Origin of the sequence: Nonomuraea polychroma (genome assembly GCF_004011505.1) — a bacterium.
Lineage (GTDB): Bacteria > Actinomycetota > Actinomycetes > Streptosporangiales > Streptosporangiaceae > Nonomuraea > Nonomuraea polychroma.
The window spans coordinates 2971512-2987469 of sequence record NZ_SAUN01000001.1; the positions used below are offsets into that span (position 1 = coordinate 2971512).

The window sequence follows — 15958 nt, forward strand, 5'->3', positions numbered from 1 at the left end:
CGTTGTCAGCGGAGTCCGGACGAGGCACGGATTCTTCCTGCGTGTCAGTCGGTGCGGGACTGCTCTGCGTCACTTCTGCGATCTCAGCAGCAGGGCGAGGGCCCAGTCCTGGTCATTGGCGAGCGGGTCCGGCTGGTGCGCGGGTCGGCCGTCCACGCAGCTGGGCATCATGAAAGCGCAGGTGGCCTGGCCGTCCGGGCCGAAGTCGACCAGGTTGGCCGTGAAGATGGCGTCGGCGACCCGCTCGCAGTCCTCGGTCCGGAGCACGTCGGGCAGCTGCCGCAGGGCAACCGCCGTGAGCACACTCCAGTAGTGCGGGAACGTGTCACCCCACTGACGATCGATCCCGAACCAGAACCCGTCCCAGTGCCGGATGCCGATGTCACGCAGCCGGACGTGCGGCTGCGGCCCACCGAACGCCCGCAGCCACCGGGTCGCCGTACGCAGCGCCGACAACAGCCGGTCGTCGGGTGTGAGGTCGTACGCGGTCGCGAGCAGGCTGACCAGCGGCGCCACCATCGACTGCTCGTAGCTCACCTCGTGCGCGGGCAACTCGGTGCCGCGGCCGGCGAACCCGAGCGCGTGCTCCGTCAGCGCATCCCGCAGCACCTTCGCCCGCGCCGGATCTCCGTGCTCCTCCAGCGAGGTCGTCACCGCCACCACGGCCTCGGCATGTCCGATCAGCAAATGGTCCCGGACACCGAGCGCGTACGACGCCTCCAGCAACCGGGCCGCGAGGTCGAGATCCGCCGCGTCGCCGTACAAGGCGAACTGGTCGTGGAAGAAGTGCGACAGCCAAGGAGTGTTGTAGAGCCGCAGCCCATGGGTCGCCGGCCGGCTGCCCCGGCGGACCGAGCCGTCCGGCAGGACCAGGCACTCGCGGGCGAAACGAGCGAACCCCCGCAGGGCCTCGTCGATCGCGGCCGTGTCACCCCAGCCCCGCATGCGGGCCTGCTGCAGCAGCACGGCCATGCCCACGCGTTCGGCGCCGTCGGTCCAGTCCTGCCAGCCGTTCTCGGCCTGGCGGAGGCCGGTGCGCGTATCCACCGGCACGAACGCGGACCGCTCCGGTTCCGGCCGCTCAACCGGCCGATGCTCACCCAGGATCCGCGCGGCACGAGCCTCCGCCAACTCCCGCACCGGCGCGAGGAAGGCGACCGCCGCCCGGCTCCGGCGACCGTCACGCTCCAGGTCGACATGCTTCACGCCATGCTCGTACGACGTCAGGTCCGGCCCAGCGAACAGCGTCGTACCCTCGGCGAGGTCGATGCCGAGGACGGCTCCGACCGGTGCGGTCAGCGACGGCAGCCGGGCCGGTGCGTCGGTCGCGGCGAGGAACGCCTCGCGATTCGCGTACCAGCCGAGCTCCCAGCGGAGGGTGTAACTCTCGCCGGGGAGCAGCTCGATCACCGGCTGACCGCCGAACGCGGCGGGGTTCCGCGCATGATCAGTCGGATGCACGACAAGATGACCGCGGACGTCGGATCCGGTGGCGCTGTTGCGGGACTCGACCGAGTACGCCCACAACGCACCCTCGCGGACGATCGCACCGAGCAGCGGCGGCGTACCCGACATCGGCTCGGCCAGCACCCACGCCCACGCTCCGCCGGTGAACACATGCGCATGACAACTCCGCGCCAGCGAGGCCGCCGCACCGTCGTACACATCCCGGATCGGCACATTCACCCCGATCCCGGTGATCTCCAGCGGCTTGCTCCCGGTGTTCGTCCACCGGTAGGTCTCGACGTACCGCTCACCCGCCACCCGGCGATCGATCTCCAGCTCCAGCCCGGCGACCGGCCGATGCCGCGCGATCACGCCATCGGAGCGCCATTCGACCGCGTACGGCGCCTGCCAGCGGCCGGCGCCGCACGACGTGATCACGAAACCCGCACCCCAGGAGTGATCCGGCCCGTGCCAGGACTCGATGGATTCGTCGAGCAGATACAACCGGTCCGGGTCCGCGGCATGCTCGAACGCCACCGGCGCCGCCTCCGCACCGAGAACCACCCGGCCGTCACCGAATGAGAGCACAGTCATTTCAACCCCGCAGTGGTGAAGCCGCTGACGCAACGGCGTCGCGTGAACGTGAACAGGACCGGCATCGGCAGACGCGATTACGCCACCCCCAAGGATCCACGCGGCCGTGTAGGGCCTGTGTCACTCCTCGCTTGGTGATGGTGCGAGCCAGCGGCGGGTCAGGTCGCGGACGCCCGCCAGCCAGCGTTGCGGTTGCTCTCCGGCGGCGATCGCGTCTGCGGCGCCGTGGAGGACGGTGAACAGGATCGTGGCGGCGATATGCGGGTCGACCGGGCGGAACGCGCCCTCGTCCATGCCGCGGCGCAGCGCCTTGGCGATGGCGGCGATGGTGTCCAGCCGCCCTTCGCCCGCGGGTGCGAGCGCGGAGTCGGAGTGGAAGACGGCGGTATGGAGCCCGCCGGGGCGGGCGATGGCCTCGATGGCCGCCGCGCATTCGGCGTCGAGGGTGAGCCACCAGTCGATCGGCTCGGTGGATTCGGCCAGCCGGTGGAACCGGTCCACGTAGTCCCGCAGCACGCGGTCCCGTACCGCGGCGAGCATCTCCTCCCAGGAGGAGAAGTAGACGTAGAAAGTCCCCTTGGCGGCGTCGGCTTCGGCGGTGACGGCTTGAACCCAGTTGGTCACCTTCTGCCCGGAGTCCAGGAGCCGGATGGCGGCATCGATGAGTTCACTGCGCCTGGCCTCGGGGGAGAGGCGGCGCCGGCTCCTGGAGGTGACCACCGCACCAGGTTAGCTGAACGTCAGCGCTTCAGCTTGATCATCTGAAGCGCTCGCCAGGGCCGGCGTGCCTCCCGCTCCCATCCGGCACGCTCCTCACCTCGTCACCCCCGCATGGGAGATGAGCAGCTCGCTGACGCCGCGGAGGTTGACGTGCTCCCGGTACGGCGGCGGGTCGGCGACGAGTTCGGGCTGCCGGACGCGCCGGGCGAAGGCGGCCAGCGCCAGCCTGCCTTCGAGCCTGGCCAGTGGCGCGCCGAGGCAGAAGTGCGGGCCGAAGCCGAAGCCCAGATGCCGCACCTGCTCGCGGTTCGGGTCGAACCGGTCCGGGTCCGGGTTGGCCTCCGGGTCCCGGTGAGCCGAGGCCAGCAGGAGGAAGACCAGGCCGCCTGCGGGCACCTTCGCGTCCCCGACGCGCAGGCCCTGGTCGGCGCCCCGGACGGTGAGCTGGACGGGCGGGTCGTAGCGCAGGATCTCCTCGACGACCGCGGGCGCCGTGCCGGGGTCGGCGCGCAGGGCGGCGAGGTGGCCGGGGTGCCGCAGCAGGGCGAGCACGCCGTTGGCGATCAGGTTGACCGTCGTCTCGTGCCCGGCCACCAGCAGCAGCACGATCGTGGAGACCAGCTCGTCATGGCTGAGCACGTCGCCGCCGTCCTCTGCGGCGAGCAGCTCGGAGATCAGGTCGTCCCGGCGCGGCCGCTTGCGCCGGTCGGCGACGAGCTCGTTGACGTACCGGTGCAACTCGACCTCCCCCTGCATCCACTCCGGGGTCTCGCCGTTGCCGTCGTAGTGGTTGTCGAACCCGTCGAACAGCCGGGTGAGCTGGGCGGACCACCCGTGGAACAGCCGCTCGTCGGCCGGCGGGACGCCGAGCATGCGGCAGATGACCGCCACCGGCAGGGGGTAGGCGAGGCCGGACAGCACGTCGAACGTCTCCCGCTCGGCCGCGCCGTCGAGGTACTCGCCGACCAGTTGGGCGATGGAGGCCTCCATCCGGGCGACGGCACGGGCGGTGAACGCGCTGCTGACCAGGCGGCGCAGCCGGGTGTGGTCCGGAGGATCCAGGGAGAGGAACCATGGCTGCCGGACGGAGGACGGCGCGTGCGCGGGATACGGGTCGGCTGCCTGACCGGCCTGAAAGACCGGTCGCGCTCGGCGCTGAGTCGCGGGTCGCGCAGCAGCGTCTCGCAGTCGCGGTAGCTCGCCACCACTAACGAGGACATCTCCTCGATCCATACCGGGCCCAGGGCGCGGAACTCTGCGTAGATCGGGTACGGGTCGGCCCTCGACGCGGGGTCGAGAAGCCTGCCGACCAGGCGGGAACCGGGTGTCTGGCTGTCGGTTGCCATGAGCATCGCACTCCTTGGGACGCACACTATTGACCTTGGGTCATTAATAGTGACCTCAGGTCAATATGTCAACGGCAACGGCGCCGCCCCGTTGGCCATCACGCACTTCTCCGGCACCCGCCGCACCGGGGTGCTGGGACTATTTCCTCAGGAACGACGCTCAGCTCAGCGCTTCGCACGTTTCGTGTCAGAGGAGGATCTGAAGATCGAGGTCCGCAAGGTCGAGGCCGTGAAGGCCACCGTCAAGGACCGGTGGTCAGCCGTTCTCGCCTGGCGGGGGCTCCCGCCGAGGAGTCGGCCGCCGCTTCGCCCGCCGGCTTCCGGTCCGCGCTGGTTCCGCTCACCGGCCAGTTCTGGTGGGCGCCGTTCTGCGCCACGCTGCTGCTCGGCCAGGAGCCGCTCGCGATCGTCCCGGCCTGCCGGGAGTAGGTCGGCCGGTTCATCGCCTGGCGCCGCGGAACAACTGGAGGTTGAGAGACCGCCGCGCGGGATATGCCGGACGGCAGATGCCGGCGCGGGGCGCTCCGGGCGAGGTTGGTGTCATGAGAATCTCGACCACAGCGCTGGCCGGCCTCGTCCTCGGGACGGCGCTGGCGGGCACCCTCCAGGCTCCGGTGGCCGCCGCGCCTCCGGCCCTGACGTGGGCCGGGTGCGGCGACGGCATGCAATGCGCCAAGCTGACCGTACCGATCGACTGGAGACACCCGCACGGCCGGAAGACCCGGGTCGACCTCGCGCGGATGCCCGCTCGCGACCCCGCGCGCAAGCTCGGCTCGCTCGTCGTCAACACCGGCGGCGGCGCGACCATCCAACCCGTACGCGCCACGCCCACGGTCGTCTCGGAGCTGACCGCCTGGTTCGACGTGGTCCTGATCGACCCCAGGGGCATGGGCGACAAGGGCAGCTCCGCGGCCGTCGAGTGCGACACACCGCAGCCGAGCATCGCGGGGCTGATCCTGGCGCCGGGCGAAGCCGGATGGCGCGCCCAGGCCAGGGCGAACGCCGCCTACGACGCCTCCTGCCGCAAGGCCATGGGCGCCGCCTACGCGGGCTTGACCTCCTGGCAGGTGGCCCACGACCTGGAGGCGCTGCGAGCCGCCCTTGGCGAACCCGAGCTGCGCTATTTCGGCAACTCGTACGGCACCGTGTACGGCCAGGCGTACCTGGAGCTGTTCCCCGCCAAGGTCGGCCGGATGGTACTCGACGGCGTCCCCGACCACACGCGGCCCTCGCTGGAACGCTGGCTGACGGAATACGCCCGCACCGAGGAACAGCAGCTGGGGCGCTTCCACGACTGGTGCAGGGCGGGCTGCGCGCTGGGCGGCGACGACGCGATCGAGGTGTTCGACAGGCTGCTCACCCGCGTCCCGCTCCCCGCGGGCAAGGGGACGGTGAGCAAGGAGGAGTTCCTTCTCGCGGTGAAGGAAGGGCTCGCCCCGCCCGTGTGGCCGCGCCTGGCCGCAGCGCTGCGCAAGGCCGCCGACGGCGACGCGTCGGACCTGGCGAAGCTGCGGCCGCTCCCGCCGGAGTCTCCCGGGTACCCGGCCGGCGCGATGCTCTGCCATGACTTCATGCCCGGCCTGCCCGGATACCGGGAGTTCCAGGCCATCGAGTCGCGGCTGCGCGCGGTCGCACCCCGCATCGGCTGGATCCATGGCCGGTACCAGGTTGCCCGCTGCGTGGGCATGGGCAAGAGCCCCGCCTACCCGCCGCACCCGCTGCGGGCCGAGGGCGTGCCGCCGGTGCTGATCGCGATCGGCGACACGGACGCCAACACGCCGCACTCCGGCGCCGAGCACCTGGCTGCGCAGATCCCCGGAGCGCGGGTGGTCAGGCACGGCGACGGGCACGCCGCGTACCTCATGCAGAGCGCGTCCGGGCTCGGGGCGACCTGCCTGCGCCGATACGTGCACGACTACCTGACCGCCGGCGCCCTGCCCCGGTCCGGGGCGCGCTGCCCCGGTGACCTGATGGCTAGGATTCCCCGGGGGTGAACCGAGTGTGATCGGAGCCTGGCGGAAGCTGCCCGCGCTCGCGCAGGACGCCGCGCTGGCCCTGCTCACGACACTGGTGACCGCGGGGTATCCGCTGCTGGGCGCTCCCGGCGGGCACACGTTCCTGTGGGTGATGCTGGTCTGCGCGGTGTGCGCGCCGCTGGCCGCACGCCGCCGCCTGCCGCTGACGGCCGCGCTGGTCACGGGCGCGGTCGTCGTGCTCGCGCGGCTGCTCCATCAGCCGGAGGTAGGCGCATGGGTGACGGTGGCGGCGTTCGCCTCGGCCGCCTACCATCGCGACCATGACCGGTGGCTGCCCGCGGTGGCCGCGACCTGCTGGCTGGTCGCGCTCGACCTCGCGTACGGCGGGACCATGGAGGATCCGTCCGGGCTGGCGAGGTCGGTGGCCGCCGGGCTTGCTCCGGTGGCGCTCGGGCACATCCTGCGGCTGCGCCATGACCAGGCCCGGCAGGCCGAGCTCGTCCGGCGGTCGCAAGAACGTGCCCGGATCGCCCGCGAGGTGCACGACGTGGTGGGCCACCACCTCAGCGCGATCCGGCTGCAGGCCGTGGGGGCGCGGCGGGGCACGCCCGAGGACGCCGGCCGGGCACTGGACGTGATCGCCGAGATCTCCGGCACCGCGCTCGGCGAGACCCGGCGGCTGCTCGGCCTGCTCCGCGAAGAGGAACACGCCGACACCGATCTCGGCCCGCTGCTCGCTCGCCTGTCCCGTCAAGGGCTCCGCGTCCGCCTGGACGGCGACCCGCTCCGCGGTGAGATGCCGCCCCGGATCCAGTACGCGGTGTACCGGATCGTTCAGGAGTCGCTGACGAACGTCATGCGCCACTCGGGGGTCTCGCATGCGGTCGTCCGCATCAGCCGCAGGTCCGGGGCCGTGGAGGCGACGGTGGAGGACGACGGGCAGGCAGTCCCAGAAGGACCCGGCGGACCGGGCGCACCCGGTGGACCTGGCGCACCCGGTGGACCTGGCGTGTCCGAGGGCGTCGGGCTGAGGGGCATGCGTGAGCGGGCGGCGCTGCTCGGCGGCACGCTCACGGCCGGGCCGCGAGAGCCCCACGGCTGGCGCGTGACCGCCCGGTTCCCGCTCGGCGAACTCGGCGAAAAGGAAGGAGCCGACCAGTGACCATTCGCGTGATCGTCGCCGACGACCAGGCGCCCACCAGGGAGGGCCTGCGCCTGCTGCTGTCGTCCGAACCGGACATCGAGATGGTGGCGACGGCGTCGGACGGGCACGAGGTCGTCGCGATGGCCCGGCGGCACCGGCCCGACGTCGTTCTCACCGACATCCGCATGCCGCGCATGGACGGGCTGGCCGCGATCAGAGACCTCGTGGCCCTCGACCCCGCCCCGGCCGTGGTGGCGCTGACCACGTTCGACCTGGACGAATACCTGTTCGGCGCCCTTCAGGCGGGCGCGGTCGGGTTCCTGCTGAAGGAGAGCGACCCCGGCTTGATCATCGAGGCTGTGCGGGTCGCCCACGAAGGGCAGGGCCTGGTGGACCCGCAGGTCACCCCCCGCCTGCTGCATCGGTTCGCGGCCACGTCGCCCCGCCCGCCGACCAGCGAGCTGGCCACGCTGACGCCGCGCGAGGCGGACGTGCTGCGGCACCTGGCCGCCGGCAGCAGCAACGCCGAGATCGCCGGCGAACTGGTCATCTCGCCTGGCACGGTGAAGATCCACATCGAGCGGATCCTGGCCAAGCTCGGGCTGCGTACCCGCGTGCAGGCGGCCGTCTACGCCCACCGGCACGGCCTCGTCACGTGGACGGATCTGCCCTGACCCTGCGGAGGGCGTCCGTTTGATTGTCTGCGGAGCGCCGACCGGTGAGGCCCGCCTCGCCGCGGTTGCTTTGCATGAGCTCGAAGATGAGACGGTGACCGTTCTCACGTCACGGCGACACGCCGCATCGAAACAGCCACAATCCGCTGTGTGGCGAAGCATCACTGTCGGCGCCGAACGCGGCAAACGCGAAGATGGGGAGCTCAGCGGCGCGCTGGAAGGGACGTGGCGAAGTCGGAGATGAGCTTCCAGACGTGGGCGGGCGCCTCTTCCTGAGTGAAGTGTCCGGCGTCGGGCACCAGGGCGGTGACCAGGTTGTCGATCCCCGCGTCGCGGAAGCCTCGCGCGTAGGTGGCGATGTCGCCACCTTCGCCCTCGCCGCGCAGATAGAGCAGTGGCGTGCCGATCGGCCCGTTCTTTGCGAACGCCGTGTTGTCCCGCGCGTCCTGGGCAAAGGCGCGGTAGAAGTCGAACCCGGCGGTGAGGGCGGTATCGCTGGCATAGGCCGCGGCGTGGGCGGTCCGCAAGTGCGGGGTGATTCTTCCGGCGTCGACCGACAGCGCATCGTAGAAGTAGGAGAAGTACTCCACCTGGTGCCCCTGAACCAGGGTCTCCGGCAGCGCCGGAACGGCGTGGAAACCAAAGTGCCAGATGTAGGGATTGGCTAGCATCTCATTCCAGGGGGCGACGCCCGGGATCACCGTGTTCATGATGACGACACCGGCGACGTCGTCGTATTGACGCAGGTAGGCGTAGGCGGCCATCCCGCCGACATCATGCCCGACCAGCGTGACATCGGTGAGGTTCAGGCGCTGCACCAGTTCGTGAACCACCTCCGCCAAGCGACTCTTGGATCCACCGGTGACAGCCCCCGCGGATTCGCCGATGCCGGGCAGGTCCACGGCGATCAGGCGAGCGTCGTCGCCTGCCACGCCCATCACGGCTTCCCAGGTCCGCCATGATTCCGGCCAACCGTGCAGGAACAGGAACGACCTGCCCTGCGCGTCACCCGCCTCAACGACATGCACCGAACGCTCGGCGATCGGCAGATGGCTGTGACGCAGCTCAATAGACATGTTTCATGTCTATCAAATGACATGAAACATGTCTATCTACTAGCCTGAGTCCATGAACGACGAGGACAGTCCAGCCTTTGAGCGCGGGACAGGCTTTCTGCTGGCACGACTCGGCTCGTTGGCCGCGCGGTCGTGGACCGCGTTCCTGACAAAGCATGACCTCACCCAAGCCCAATACCTGGTCTTGGTAACCGTCAAGGAACAAGGGCCGATCGGCCAACGCCGTCTGGCCGAACTCATCGCCATGGACGCCCGCAACATCGTGATGGTCCTCGACTCCCTGTCCCCCCGGGGACTCATCCAGCGCCGAACCCATGACAGCGACCGCCGTCGCCGCATCATCACTCTCACCGACGCCGGAGCGGCCCTCCTGGACACCATCGCCGCGGCCGCGGCCACCGAGCAGGATCACTTCCTCCATGCTCTGACCTGTCGTCAGCGTGACCACCTCAACCGCCTGCTGCGCACGCTCTACGATTCACGCATCACTGCGTCGGCCAGCAGCCCCGAGAGCTGAGCCGCGCGACCGCGACCACAGTCGCCTTTGCGGCAGATGCGAAGAGCGCAACTTCAACGACAAGCTCAAGGCGTGCGGATCACTCCACCTCCGCAGAACACCGGAATGAGCCGGAAGCGTCATCGATGCGCTGGGCGCATCGATGCATGTCGAACTTTCCGTTGATTGGCTTTCGGGCGCGGGAGGATCCTCGGCCTGACAATCCGTGCTGGTGGTGCGCGACACGTCCGCGGCATGGACTGGCCAAGACGGCACCGGCATGCGCCCGCTGGGGCGGCCGGAGTGAGGAGGCGAGATGTCGGGCACCGGGCGGGCGGGGCTGCCACCGGCGGCGACGAGGAATGAGCCACTGTCGCGACGTCGTAGCGGGCTGGCGCTCGGCGCACTTGGGCTCGGCGCTTTCGTCGTGGGCACGTCCGAACTCGTCCTGGTCGGGATCCTTGACCCGATAGCGACTGATACCGGGGTCTCCATCGAGACCGCAGGGACGCTCGTCACGGCGTACGCGCTCGGCATCGCCCTCGGCGGGCCTGTTCTCACCGCTCTGACCGGCCGCGTCGACCGCCGTCTCATGCTGTGGTGCACGCTGTTGGTGTACGTGGCCGCGAACCTGCTCATCGCTGTCGTGGCGAGCTTTGGCCTGCTTTTCGTCTCGCGGATGGTCGCGGGTTCGGTCCACGGAGCCTTCATCGGGGTGGCGTCGGTGATCGCGGCGGGACTCGTCGAGCCGGGCCGCGAGGGCCGAGCGATCTCGATCGTGTTCGGCGGCGTTGCCCTGTCCACGGTCGTGGGCGTTCCCCTGGGCACGCTGATCGGGCAGACGTTCGGCTGGCGGGCGACGTTCGGCGGCGTGGTGGTACTCGCCGCCCTCGCGCTCGTCCTGACCATCGCTCTGGTGCCGGCCGTCGCGCGCAAGGGCGGCGGCCGCCTGACCGGCGGGGCCCGTCAGGCGATGGCGCCGCCGGTCCTGGCCACCCTGGGCATCGGCTTCCTGATCATCGGCGGTCAGTTCAGCGCCCTGACCTACATCGAGCCGTTCCTCAACCAGGTCACCGGGGTCTCCGGCGGCGCGATCAGCGCCTTCCTGCTCGCGTACGGCGCCGCCACCGCGGCGGGGACATTCGCCGGCGGTCGCCTCGTCGACCGCAGCGCCACCGCGACGCTCATCGTGACCAATGCCGCCCTGGTCGGCGTGCTCGGCGGGCTTTACCTGATCGGTCCTAGCCCTGCTTTGGTAGCGGTTGTTCTCGTCGTCTGGGGACTTGTCGGGTTCGGGCTCGTCTCGATCGCCATCCAGGTTCGCGTCATCAGCCTGGCGGGCCAGGGCAAGGACCTGGCCGCCAGCCTTGGCGCCTCGGCGGCGAACGCCGGGATCGCGACCGGCGCGTTGATCGGCGGCCAGGTCGTCGCCCATGTCGGGGTGCACTACACCGCACTTGCCGGGGCCGCGGTCTGCCTGCTGGCGTTGCCCGTCGTTTTGGCCACCCGGTCGATGCGGCCGGCCAGCGCATGACAACCGGGAGGCCCATTGAGGGAGGGCCACAGCTTCCATGACCCCGCGACCACGTGCTCCTGTTCGCCGGCTTCCCGCCACTGCCGGCCTATGTGAAGATCCATCCGCTACGACGTGCTGATCGACTCGCCGGCCTCCGACGAGGACCTGGCGAACCTGCACGCCGAGGTCGAGCGGGTGTGCCCGATACTCAACCTCATCCGCAATCCGCAGCCGGTCAGCGGAACGGTGGTCAGGTTCCGCGCGGGAACGCCGCTGGTGTGATCCGCCCACATGCCGCGAGTGTCACCTTCTGTCGTGTTCGAGGACTCGCGAGGGCGTCAGCAACCCGGACAATGCCCAGCGGCCGGGCCCGAGGATGGCGATGAGGAGGAAGGACCAGCAGAAGAGCGCGGCCAGCTCCCCGCCGTTCTCGATCGGGAACAGCGCCTGAGGCTGGTGGACGACGAAGTAGGCGTAGGCCATGGTGCCCGAGCAGATGACGGCGGCGGCGCGGGCGGCCAGTCCGAGCAGGACGAGCGCGCCGCCGACCAGCTCGATGACCGCGGCCCACCATCCGGGCCATTGCCCGACGCTGGGGACTTCACCGTGCGGCCCGCCCAGTACGTCGAAGAGCGTCGCCACGCCGTGGCAGGCGAACAGCAGCCCCACCACGATCCGGTACAGGGCCAGGAACAGGCCTTGATTCTTGGCCAATGACTCCACAGAAGTGTCCTTTCTGAGGGGGACGTCGTGCCGGGACGCGGTGGAACACCACGTTATGCTGCGATGCGAGCACGGACAGTGATTGCAACGCGGCGCCGGCTTGTGTCGGGTCGGCTCCCCCCGCCTCCGCGTGAGCCGAGCGCGGGGAGAGTCTCCTTTCGTCGGGTCGTCGCAGCGTGGCCGCGGGCTACAGCGCCGGGTGGGTGTGACCTGGCAGAAAGTGCAGGCGTGGCGGTGTCATGCTGGATCAAATCTCCAGAAGACGGAATGAGGATTGTTGGGAGCGCTCCCAACGAGATTCTCGACCCGGGCATCACCTGTCAACGCCGGACAGTCCGGATAGTCACTGCGCAGCACGCCGATATGCGCGTCAGGTGGCCGGACGCCTCAATCCTGCGCGTGTCGTTGGTTGAAACTTTCATCACCGCATTGGTGTGAGACTCCACAGCGCTATGGGCGGCGCAGTCCTGGGAATGGCTCAGATGTCAATGCTGTGCCACTCGAGTTCGCCGCGCTCGGCGAGGAACTGCTCGGCCGGCGGCCAGCCCAACGGCAGCGGCATCGGGAACGTGGTCTGGATCCTGGCCAGGTCCCGGTGCGCGCGAGCCAGGCTGGCGAAGTCACGCGGATAGGCACGCGCATCGACCCCGGTGAAAACGCCGATCTTGCGGGCGCGAGCCAGCACCTCCTGCCACTCCTCGATCGGCACCAGACCGATGGACTCCACTCCATGGGAGAACAGCAGGAGCCTGATCTCGTCGAACGGATCGACGCGGTCGAGATAGGTCTGGAGCCCCGCGCGTGAGGGCTCGGCGTTGAAGACCATCCAATAGGGCACCGATCCGCTGCGAAGCGTCCACCATGGCTCCAGCAGCAGAAAACATTCAGTGAGCAGCCGATCGCCCGGCAGTCCGCGACGCTGATACCAGGACCGGTACAGGTCGGCGACCACGGGGCTCAGCGCCTCGGGTTCGGGGAAGCGCATGCGGACCAGCCGCCACTGGTTCCGCTCGGCCAGTTCGGTCAGGTCGGTGAGCAACTCGGGCTCGAATCCCCATTCCGCCTCTGGGCTGTCCCCGTCCGTCGGCGGGTAGTCCCAGGTTCGACGGGGGGAGCCGTAGCGGCCGAGATAGTCGGCGACCCGGGGACCGCCCTGCTCGTACTCCTCCTGGCCGGCGCCGCCCAGCGCGCCGTGCTGGAAGACGTAGCGGTCGGACACCGAGGTGGTGGGCCAGCGCAGCGCGCAGTCGACGACGACCAGTGTCGCGCCGGGAGCGAGGGACGCTTCCAGGAAGCGTCGATAGGCCTCGGCCAGGCGTCGCCATTTGACGCGAAAGTACGTCATCCCCGCGATCATCAGGCGATCCTGGTTGGCATCATGCATGTGATGCAGCACCAGGTCGGGGTTGGCCTTGACGAGTGCCTCCCCCGCGGTCTGGGTACGGCGCAGGTCTTCCCGCGGATCATCCGGATGCGCACCGTGGCGACGTACCGGCAGCAGCAGCGTCTGGGGCAGCCAGGGCGCGTTCAGTGCGGCGGCCAGGTGGATGAGGGCGCCGTTGGACGACCCGATGAAGGCCACCGGGTAGCGGCGCTGCGGGTAGTGCCCGGTCACCCAATGCGCCAGCGCCTCGGAGCGGATGTCGCCGATGCGGTGCGCGGGCACGGCTTCGGCCCAGCCGCCCAGCGCGTACGCCTTCTCCTGGAGCGTTCGCGGCAACCGGTTGACCGCGCCGAGCACGGTGCCCAGCGCGGGCTCCAGGGCTGCGGGAGCCTGGCCGATGAGCGGCACGTCGCGGCCGTGCAGGAAGCGGGAGAGCGCGCGCAGCATGCCGGTCGCCGAGTCGAACGAGGCCACTGCCCTGGCGGGCTTCACGAGCCGACCTCCGTCAGGAATCGGGCGACCACGCGGGCCCCGCCATGGTCGTGTCCAGGACGGTAGGTGCGCGCGGATCGTATGGGCACCGCTCTGCCTCTCTCCATCGCGTTCAAGGGTGTGATCGTGCCTACCCGGAGTGCGATCGCACGAACATCCTGCGCGACGGTTACCGTCCAAGCGGCTGGTCGCAGGGCCTATGGCCGGTCCCGCGCCGGATTCGGATCGTCAGCACGCCCGGCGAGAGCCGCGTGGCCGGCCCGCGGGGCCGCGGCCAGGCCGCCTTCGCCGAGCATGATCACTGCCGTGGCCAGCCGAGTAGGTCATCGGTGAGCGCGACCATCGCCGGCGCACGCCCCTGGAGCAGCATCCCGGCTGTGATCAGGTGCTTGCGCCCATGTGGTCGGAGGCGACGCCGGTCGGTCTCGTCGAGATCCCCGACACCTGGTGACGGCTCACCCGCTGCCGGACGCGGGCTGGGCGGCCGCGATGACGCCTTTCACGACCTGGTCGACGCGCGCGGCGGCCTGGTCCGGATCCGGCTGACCGGAGTCGAGCCAGGCGATCACGGCCTCGATCGTCAACGTGGGGATCAGCTGGGAGGCCCACTCCAGCCAGGGGCCCGCGGGAACGCGCTTGGCCAGGTTGCGCCGGGCGATCTCGGCCGAGGCCGTCGTGATGGAGTCGATCAGCTCGCGGAACTCCGGCTCCCGCGCCGTGTGATGGAACAACAGCCGGAAGGCGTCCGGATCGGCTGCCGCGGCACGGAGCAGCGACGGGATGGAGGTCTCGTCGAAGTCGTCCTCGCCCACGGTCTCGACCAGCCGCTGACACGCGCGATCCAGCACGGCGCGGTAGAGGTCGGCCTTGGAGTCGAAGTGCCGATAGAGCAGCGCCCGTGTCAGGCTCGCCTCCCTGGCGACGTCGTCGAGGCTCGTGGCGGCATAACCGGAGCGGGCGAAGGCGTGCGTGGCCGCATCGAGAATCTGCTCCCGCCGCTCCGTCCTGCGCAGCCGGCGCACCGGTGCCTGCCCGCTGGTCGTCGTCATGGCGTCCTCTCTTGTGGAATCCACAGTCTATAAGTAGCTTTATATACATGGAAGTCTACAAAGCTGCGTCTACCAAGGAGGGCGGTATGACGACCGCTTTCCAACTGCCGTTCGAAAGGCCGGGACCGTTGGAGCCGGCGCCGCTCCTGCGCCGGCTGCAGGAGCAAGGGCCGATCCACCCCATTCGCACCGCCGTCGGTGATCCGGCCTGGCTGGTGACCGGATATGACCAGGTGCAGGCATTGCTGGACGACAACCGTCTCGGCCGCGCCCACCGCACGCCCGAAACGGCGTCCCGTACGGGGAAGTCGGCTCTCTTCGGCGGGCCGCAGGGCGACTTCGACACCGAACAGGCCGATCACCGGCGGATGCGCGCGTTGCTGCAGCCGCACTTCTCCGCCGGGCGGATGCGGGCACTGCGCCCCCGGGTGGAGGCCCTGACCAGTGCGCTCCTGGACGAGCTGGCAGCCCAGGAACCGCCCGCCGACCTGCACGCGGCGCTGGCGGTGCCGCTGCCGATCGCGGTGATCTGCGAGTTGCTCGGGGTCCCGTACGACGACCGGGCGCAGTTCCGCACGTGGACGCAGGCCGCGGCCGACGTCACCGATCAGGCACGCTCCGAGCAAGGGCTGGCCGAGCTGTTCGGTTACGGCCAGCGGCTGGTGGCTCGCAAACGGCGCGAAGGCCGTATCAACGATGGCGAAACGGATGTGATCAGCCGCCTCGCCATGACCGAAGGGGTCAGCGACGACGAGGCGGCCATGATGGGCATGTTCCTCCTCTTCGCCGGCCATGAGACCACCGTGGTCGCGATCGGCATGGGCGTGCTGTGGCTCCTCGCCCACCCTGACCAGTGGCAGGCCCTCGTCGCCGATCCGTCCAGGATCGACGTGGCCGTGGAGGAGATTCTGCGGGCCCCGGGGCTGGGCGGAGGGGGCATTCCCCGCTACGCCCGCACGGGCATGGAGATCGCGGGTGTGCCCGTACAAGAGGGAGATCTGGTGCTTCTGGACACCGGCGCGGCCAACCACGACACCGCGGCCTTCACCGATCCCTACCGGTTGGACATCGCCCGCCGGGAAACCGGGCATCTCACCTTCGGCCGCGGCGCCCGTTACTGCATCGGCGCCCCGCTGGCCCGGCTGGAGCTGAACGTCGTGTTCTCCCAGCTCGTCGCCCGCTTCCCCATGCTGAGGCTGGCCGTAGGCGTGGCGGAGCTCACGTTCAACCCGCAGGTGCTCACCGGTGGGCTGACCGCGCTTCCGGTGAGCTGGTGAGCGCCGTGACGCCGGCGCCGCACCCCTTGGACCCCTCCAGACCGG

At 70.0% G+C, this 15958-nt stretch carries 15 protein-coding genes; 8 read left to right on the forward strand and 7 right to left on the reverse strand.

Going from position 1 to position 15958, the window contains the following annotated elements; all coding sequences use genetic code 11:
- Positions 1 to 69: 69 nt before the first annotated feature.
- The 3 genes from EDD27_RS13170 to EDD27_RS13180 form a co-directional block, all read right to left on the reverse strand.
- Positions 70 to 2040 carry a hypothetical protein gene (locus EDD27_RS13170; protein WP_127932693.1) on the reverse strand — a complete coding sequence of 657 codons (1971 nt, stop codon included), beginning with the start codon at positions 2038 to 2040 and terminating at the stop codon, positions 70 to 72.
- A gap of 120 nt (positions 2041 to 2160) precedes the next feature.
- Positions 2161 to 2760, reverse strand: a complete 600-nt coding sequence (locus EDD27_RS13175) for a TetR/AcrR family transcriptional regulator (protein WP_127932694.1) — start codon at positions 2758 to 2760, stop codon at positions 2161 to 2163.
- A gap of 93 nt (positions 2761 to 2853) precedes the next feature.
- The gene (locus EDD27_RS13180; protein ID WP_206642128.1) at positions 2854 to 3822 is read right to left on the reverse strand and encodes a cytochrome P450; all 969 of its coding nucleotides are present in this window, start codon (positions 3820 to 3822) and stop codon (positions 2854 to 2856) included.
- A gap of 536 nt (positions 3823 to 4358) precedes the next feature.
- Here EDD27_RS13180 and EDD27_RS54135 point away from each other — a divergent pair.
- From EDD27_RS54135 to EDD27_RS13195, 4 genes are all read left to right on the forward strand, one after another.
- Positions 4359 to 4535: a hypothetical protein gene (locus tag EDD27_RS54135; RefSeq protein WP_164903601.1), complete on the forward strand. Its 177-nt coding sequence runs from the start codon at positions 4359 to 4361 to the stop codon at positions 4533 to 4535.
- Positions 4536 to 4648: 113 nt separating this feature from the next.
- On the forward strand, positions 4649 to 6100 hold the full coding sequence (locus EDD27_RS13185) for an alpha/beta fold hydrolase (protein ID WP_164903602.1): 1452 nt from the start codon (positions 4649 to 4651) through the stop codon (positions 6098 to 6100).
- 7 nt (positions 6101 to 6107) lie between these two features.
- Positions 6108 to 7244 carry a sensor histidine kinase gene (locus EDD27_RS54140; RefSeq protein WP_164903603.1) on the forward strand — a complete coding sequence of 379 codons (1137 nt, stop codon included), beginning with the start codon at positions 6108 to 6110 and terminating at the stop codon, positions 7242 to 7244.
- Positions 7241 to 7900 (forward strand): response regulator, encoded by a 660-nt coding sequence (locus tag EDD27_RS13195; protein WP_127932696.1) that lies wholly within the window; start codon positions 7241 to 7243, stop codon positions 7898 to 7900. Before EDD27_RS54140 ends, EDD27_RS13195 begins: the two co-directional genes overlap by 4 nt.
- Positions 7901 to 8103: 203 nt before the next feature.
- Here the strand turns inward: EDD27_RS13195 and EDD27_RS13200 are convergent, their stop codons facing one another.
- Positions 8104 to 8976 carry an alpha/beta fold hydrolase gene (locus tag EDD27_RS13200; RefSeq protein WP_127932697.1) on the reverse strand — a complete coding sequence of 291 codons (873 nt, stop codon included), beginning with the start codon at positions 8974 to 8976 and terminating at the stop codon, positions 8104 to 8106.
- A 52-nt stretch (positions 8977 to 9028) separates the two neighbouring features.
- Between EDD27_RS13200 and EDD27_RS13205 the strand changes: the two genes are divergently transcribed.
- From EDD27_RS13205 to EDD27_RS13215, 3 genes are all read left to right on the forward strand, one after another.
- Entirely contained in the window at positions 9029 to 9493 is a 465-nt protein-coding gene (locus tag EDD27_RS13205; RefSeq protein ID WP_127932698.1) for a MarR family winged helix-turn-helix transcriptional regulator, read from the forward strand.
- A 295-nt stretch (positions 9494 to 9788) separates the two neighbouring features.
- Positions 9789 to 11006 carry an MFS transporter gene (locus EDD27_RS13210; RefSeq protein ID WP_127932699.1) on the forward strand — a complete coding sequence of 406 codons (1218 nt, stop codon included), beginning with the start codon at positions 9789 to 9791 and terminating at the stop codon, positions 11004 to 11006.
- A gap of 114 nt (positions 11007 to 11120) precedes the next feature.
- Positions 11121 to 11270: a hypothetical protein gene (locus tag EDD27_RS13215; protein ID WP_206641380.1), complete on the forward strand. Its 150-nt coding sequence runs from the start codon at positions 11121 to 11123 to the stop codon at positions 11268 to 11270.
- Between the two features lie 21 nt (positions 11271 to 11291).
- Here EDD27_RS13215 and EDD27_RS13220 read toward each other — a convergent pair whose 3' ends face one another.
- From EDD27_RS13220 to EDD27_RS13230, 3 genes are all read right to left on the reverse strand, one after another.
- Positions 11292 to 11711 (reverse strand): DoxX family protein, encoded by a 420-nt coding sequence (locus tag EDD27_RS13220; protein ID WP_127932701.1) that lies wholly within the window; start codon positions 11709 to 11711, stop codon positions 11292 to 11294.
- A 478-nt stretch (positions 11712 to 12189) separates the two neighbouring features.
- Complete coding sequence (locus EDD27_RS13225) at positions 12190 to 13587, reverse strand: hypothetical protein (protein WP_127932702.1); 1398 nt, start codon at positions 13585 to 13587, stop codon at positions 12190 to 12192.
- Between the two features lie 455 nt (positions 13588 to 14042).
- A complete protein-coding gene (locus EDD27_RS13230; protein ID WP_127932703.1) occupies positions 14043 to 14636 on the reverse strand; it encodes a TetR/AcrR family transcriptional regulator in 594 nt (197 codons plus the stop codon).
- 86 nt (positions 14637 to 14722) lie between these two features.
- On the opposite strand from EDD27_RS13230, the gene EDD27_RS13235 reads away from it, so the two are divergent.
- Positions 14723 to 15913, forward strand: a complete 1191-nt coding sequence (locus EDD27_RS13235) for a cytochrome P450 (RefSeq protein ID WP_127932704.1) — start codon at positions 14723 to 14725, stop codon at positions 15911 to 15913.
- Positions 15914 to 15958 lie beyond the last annotated feature (45 nt).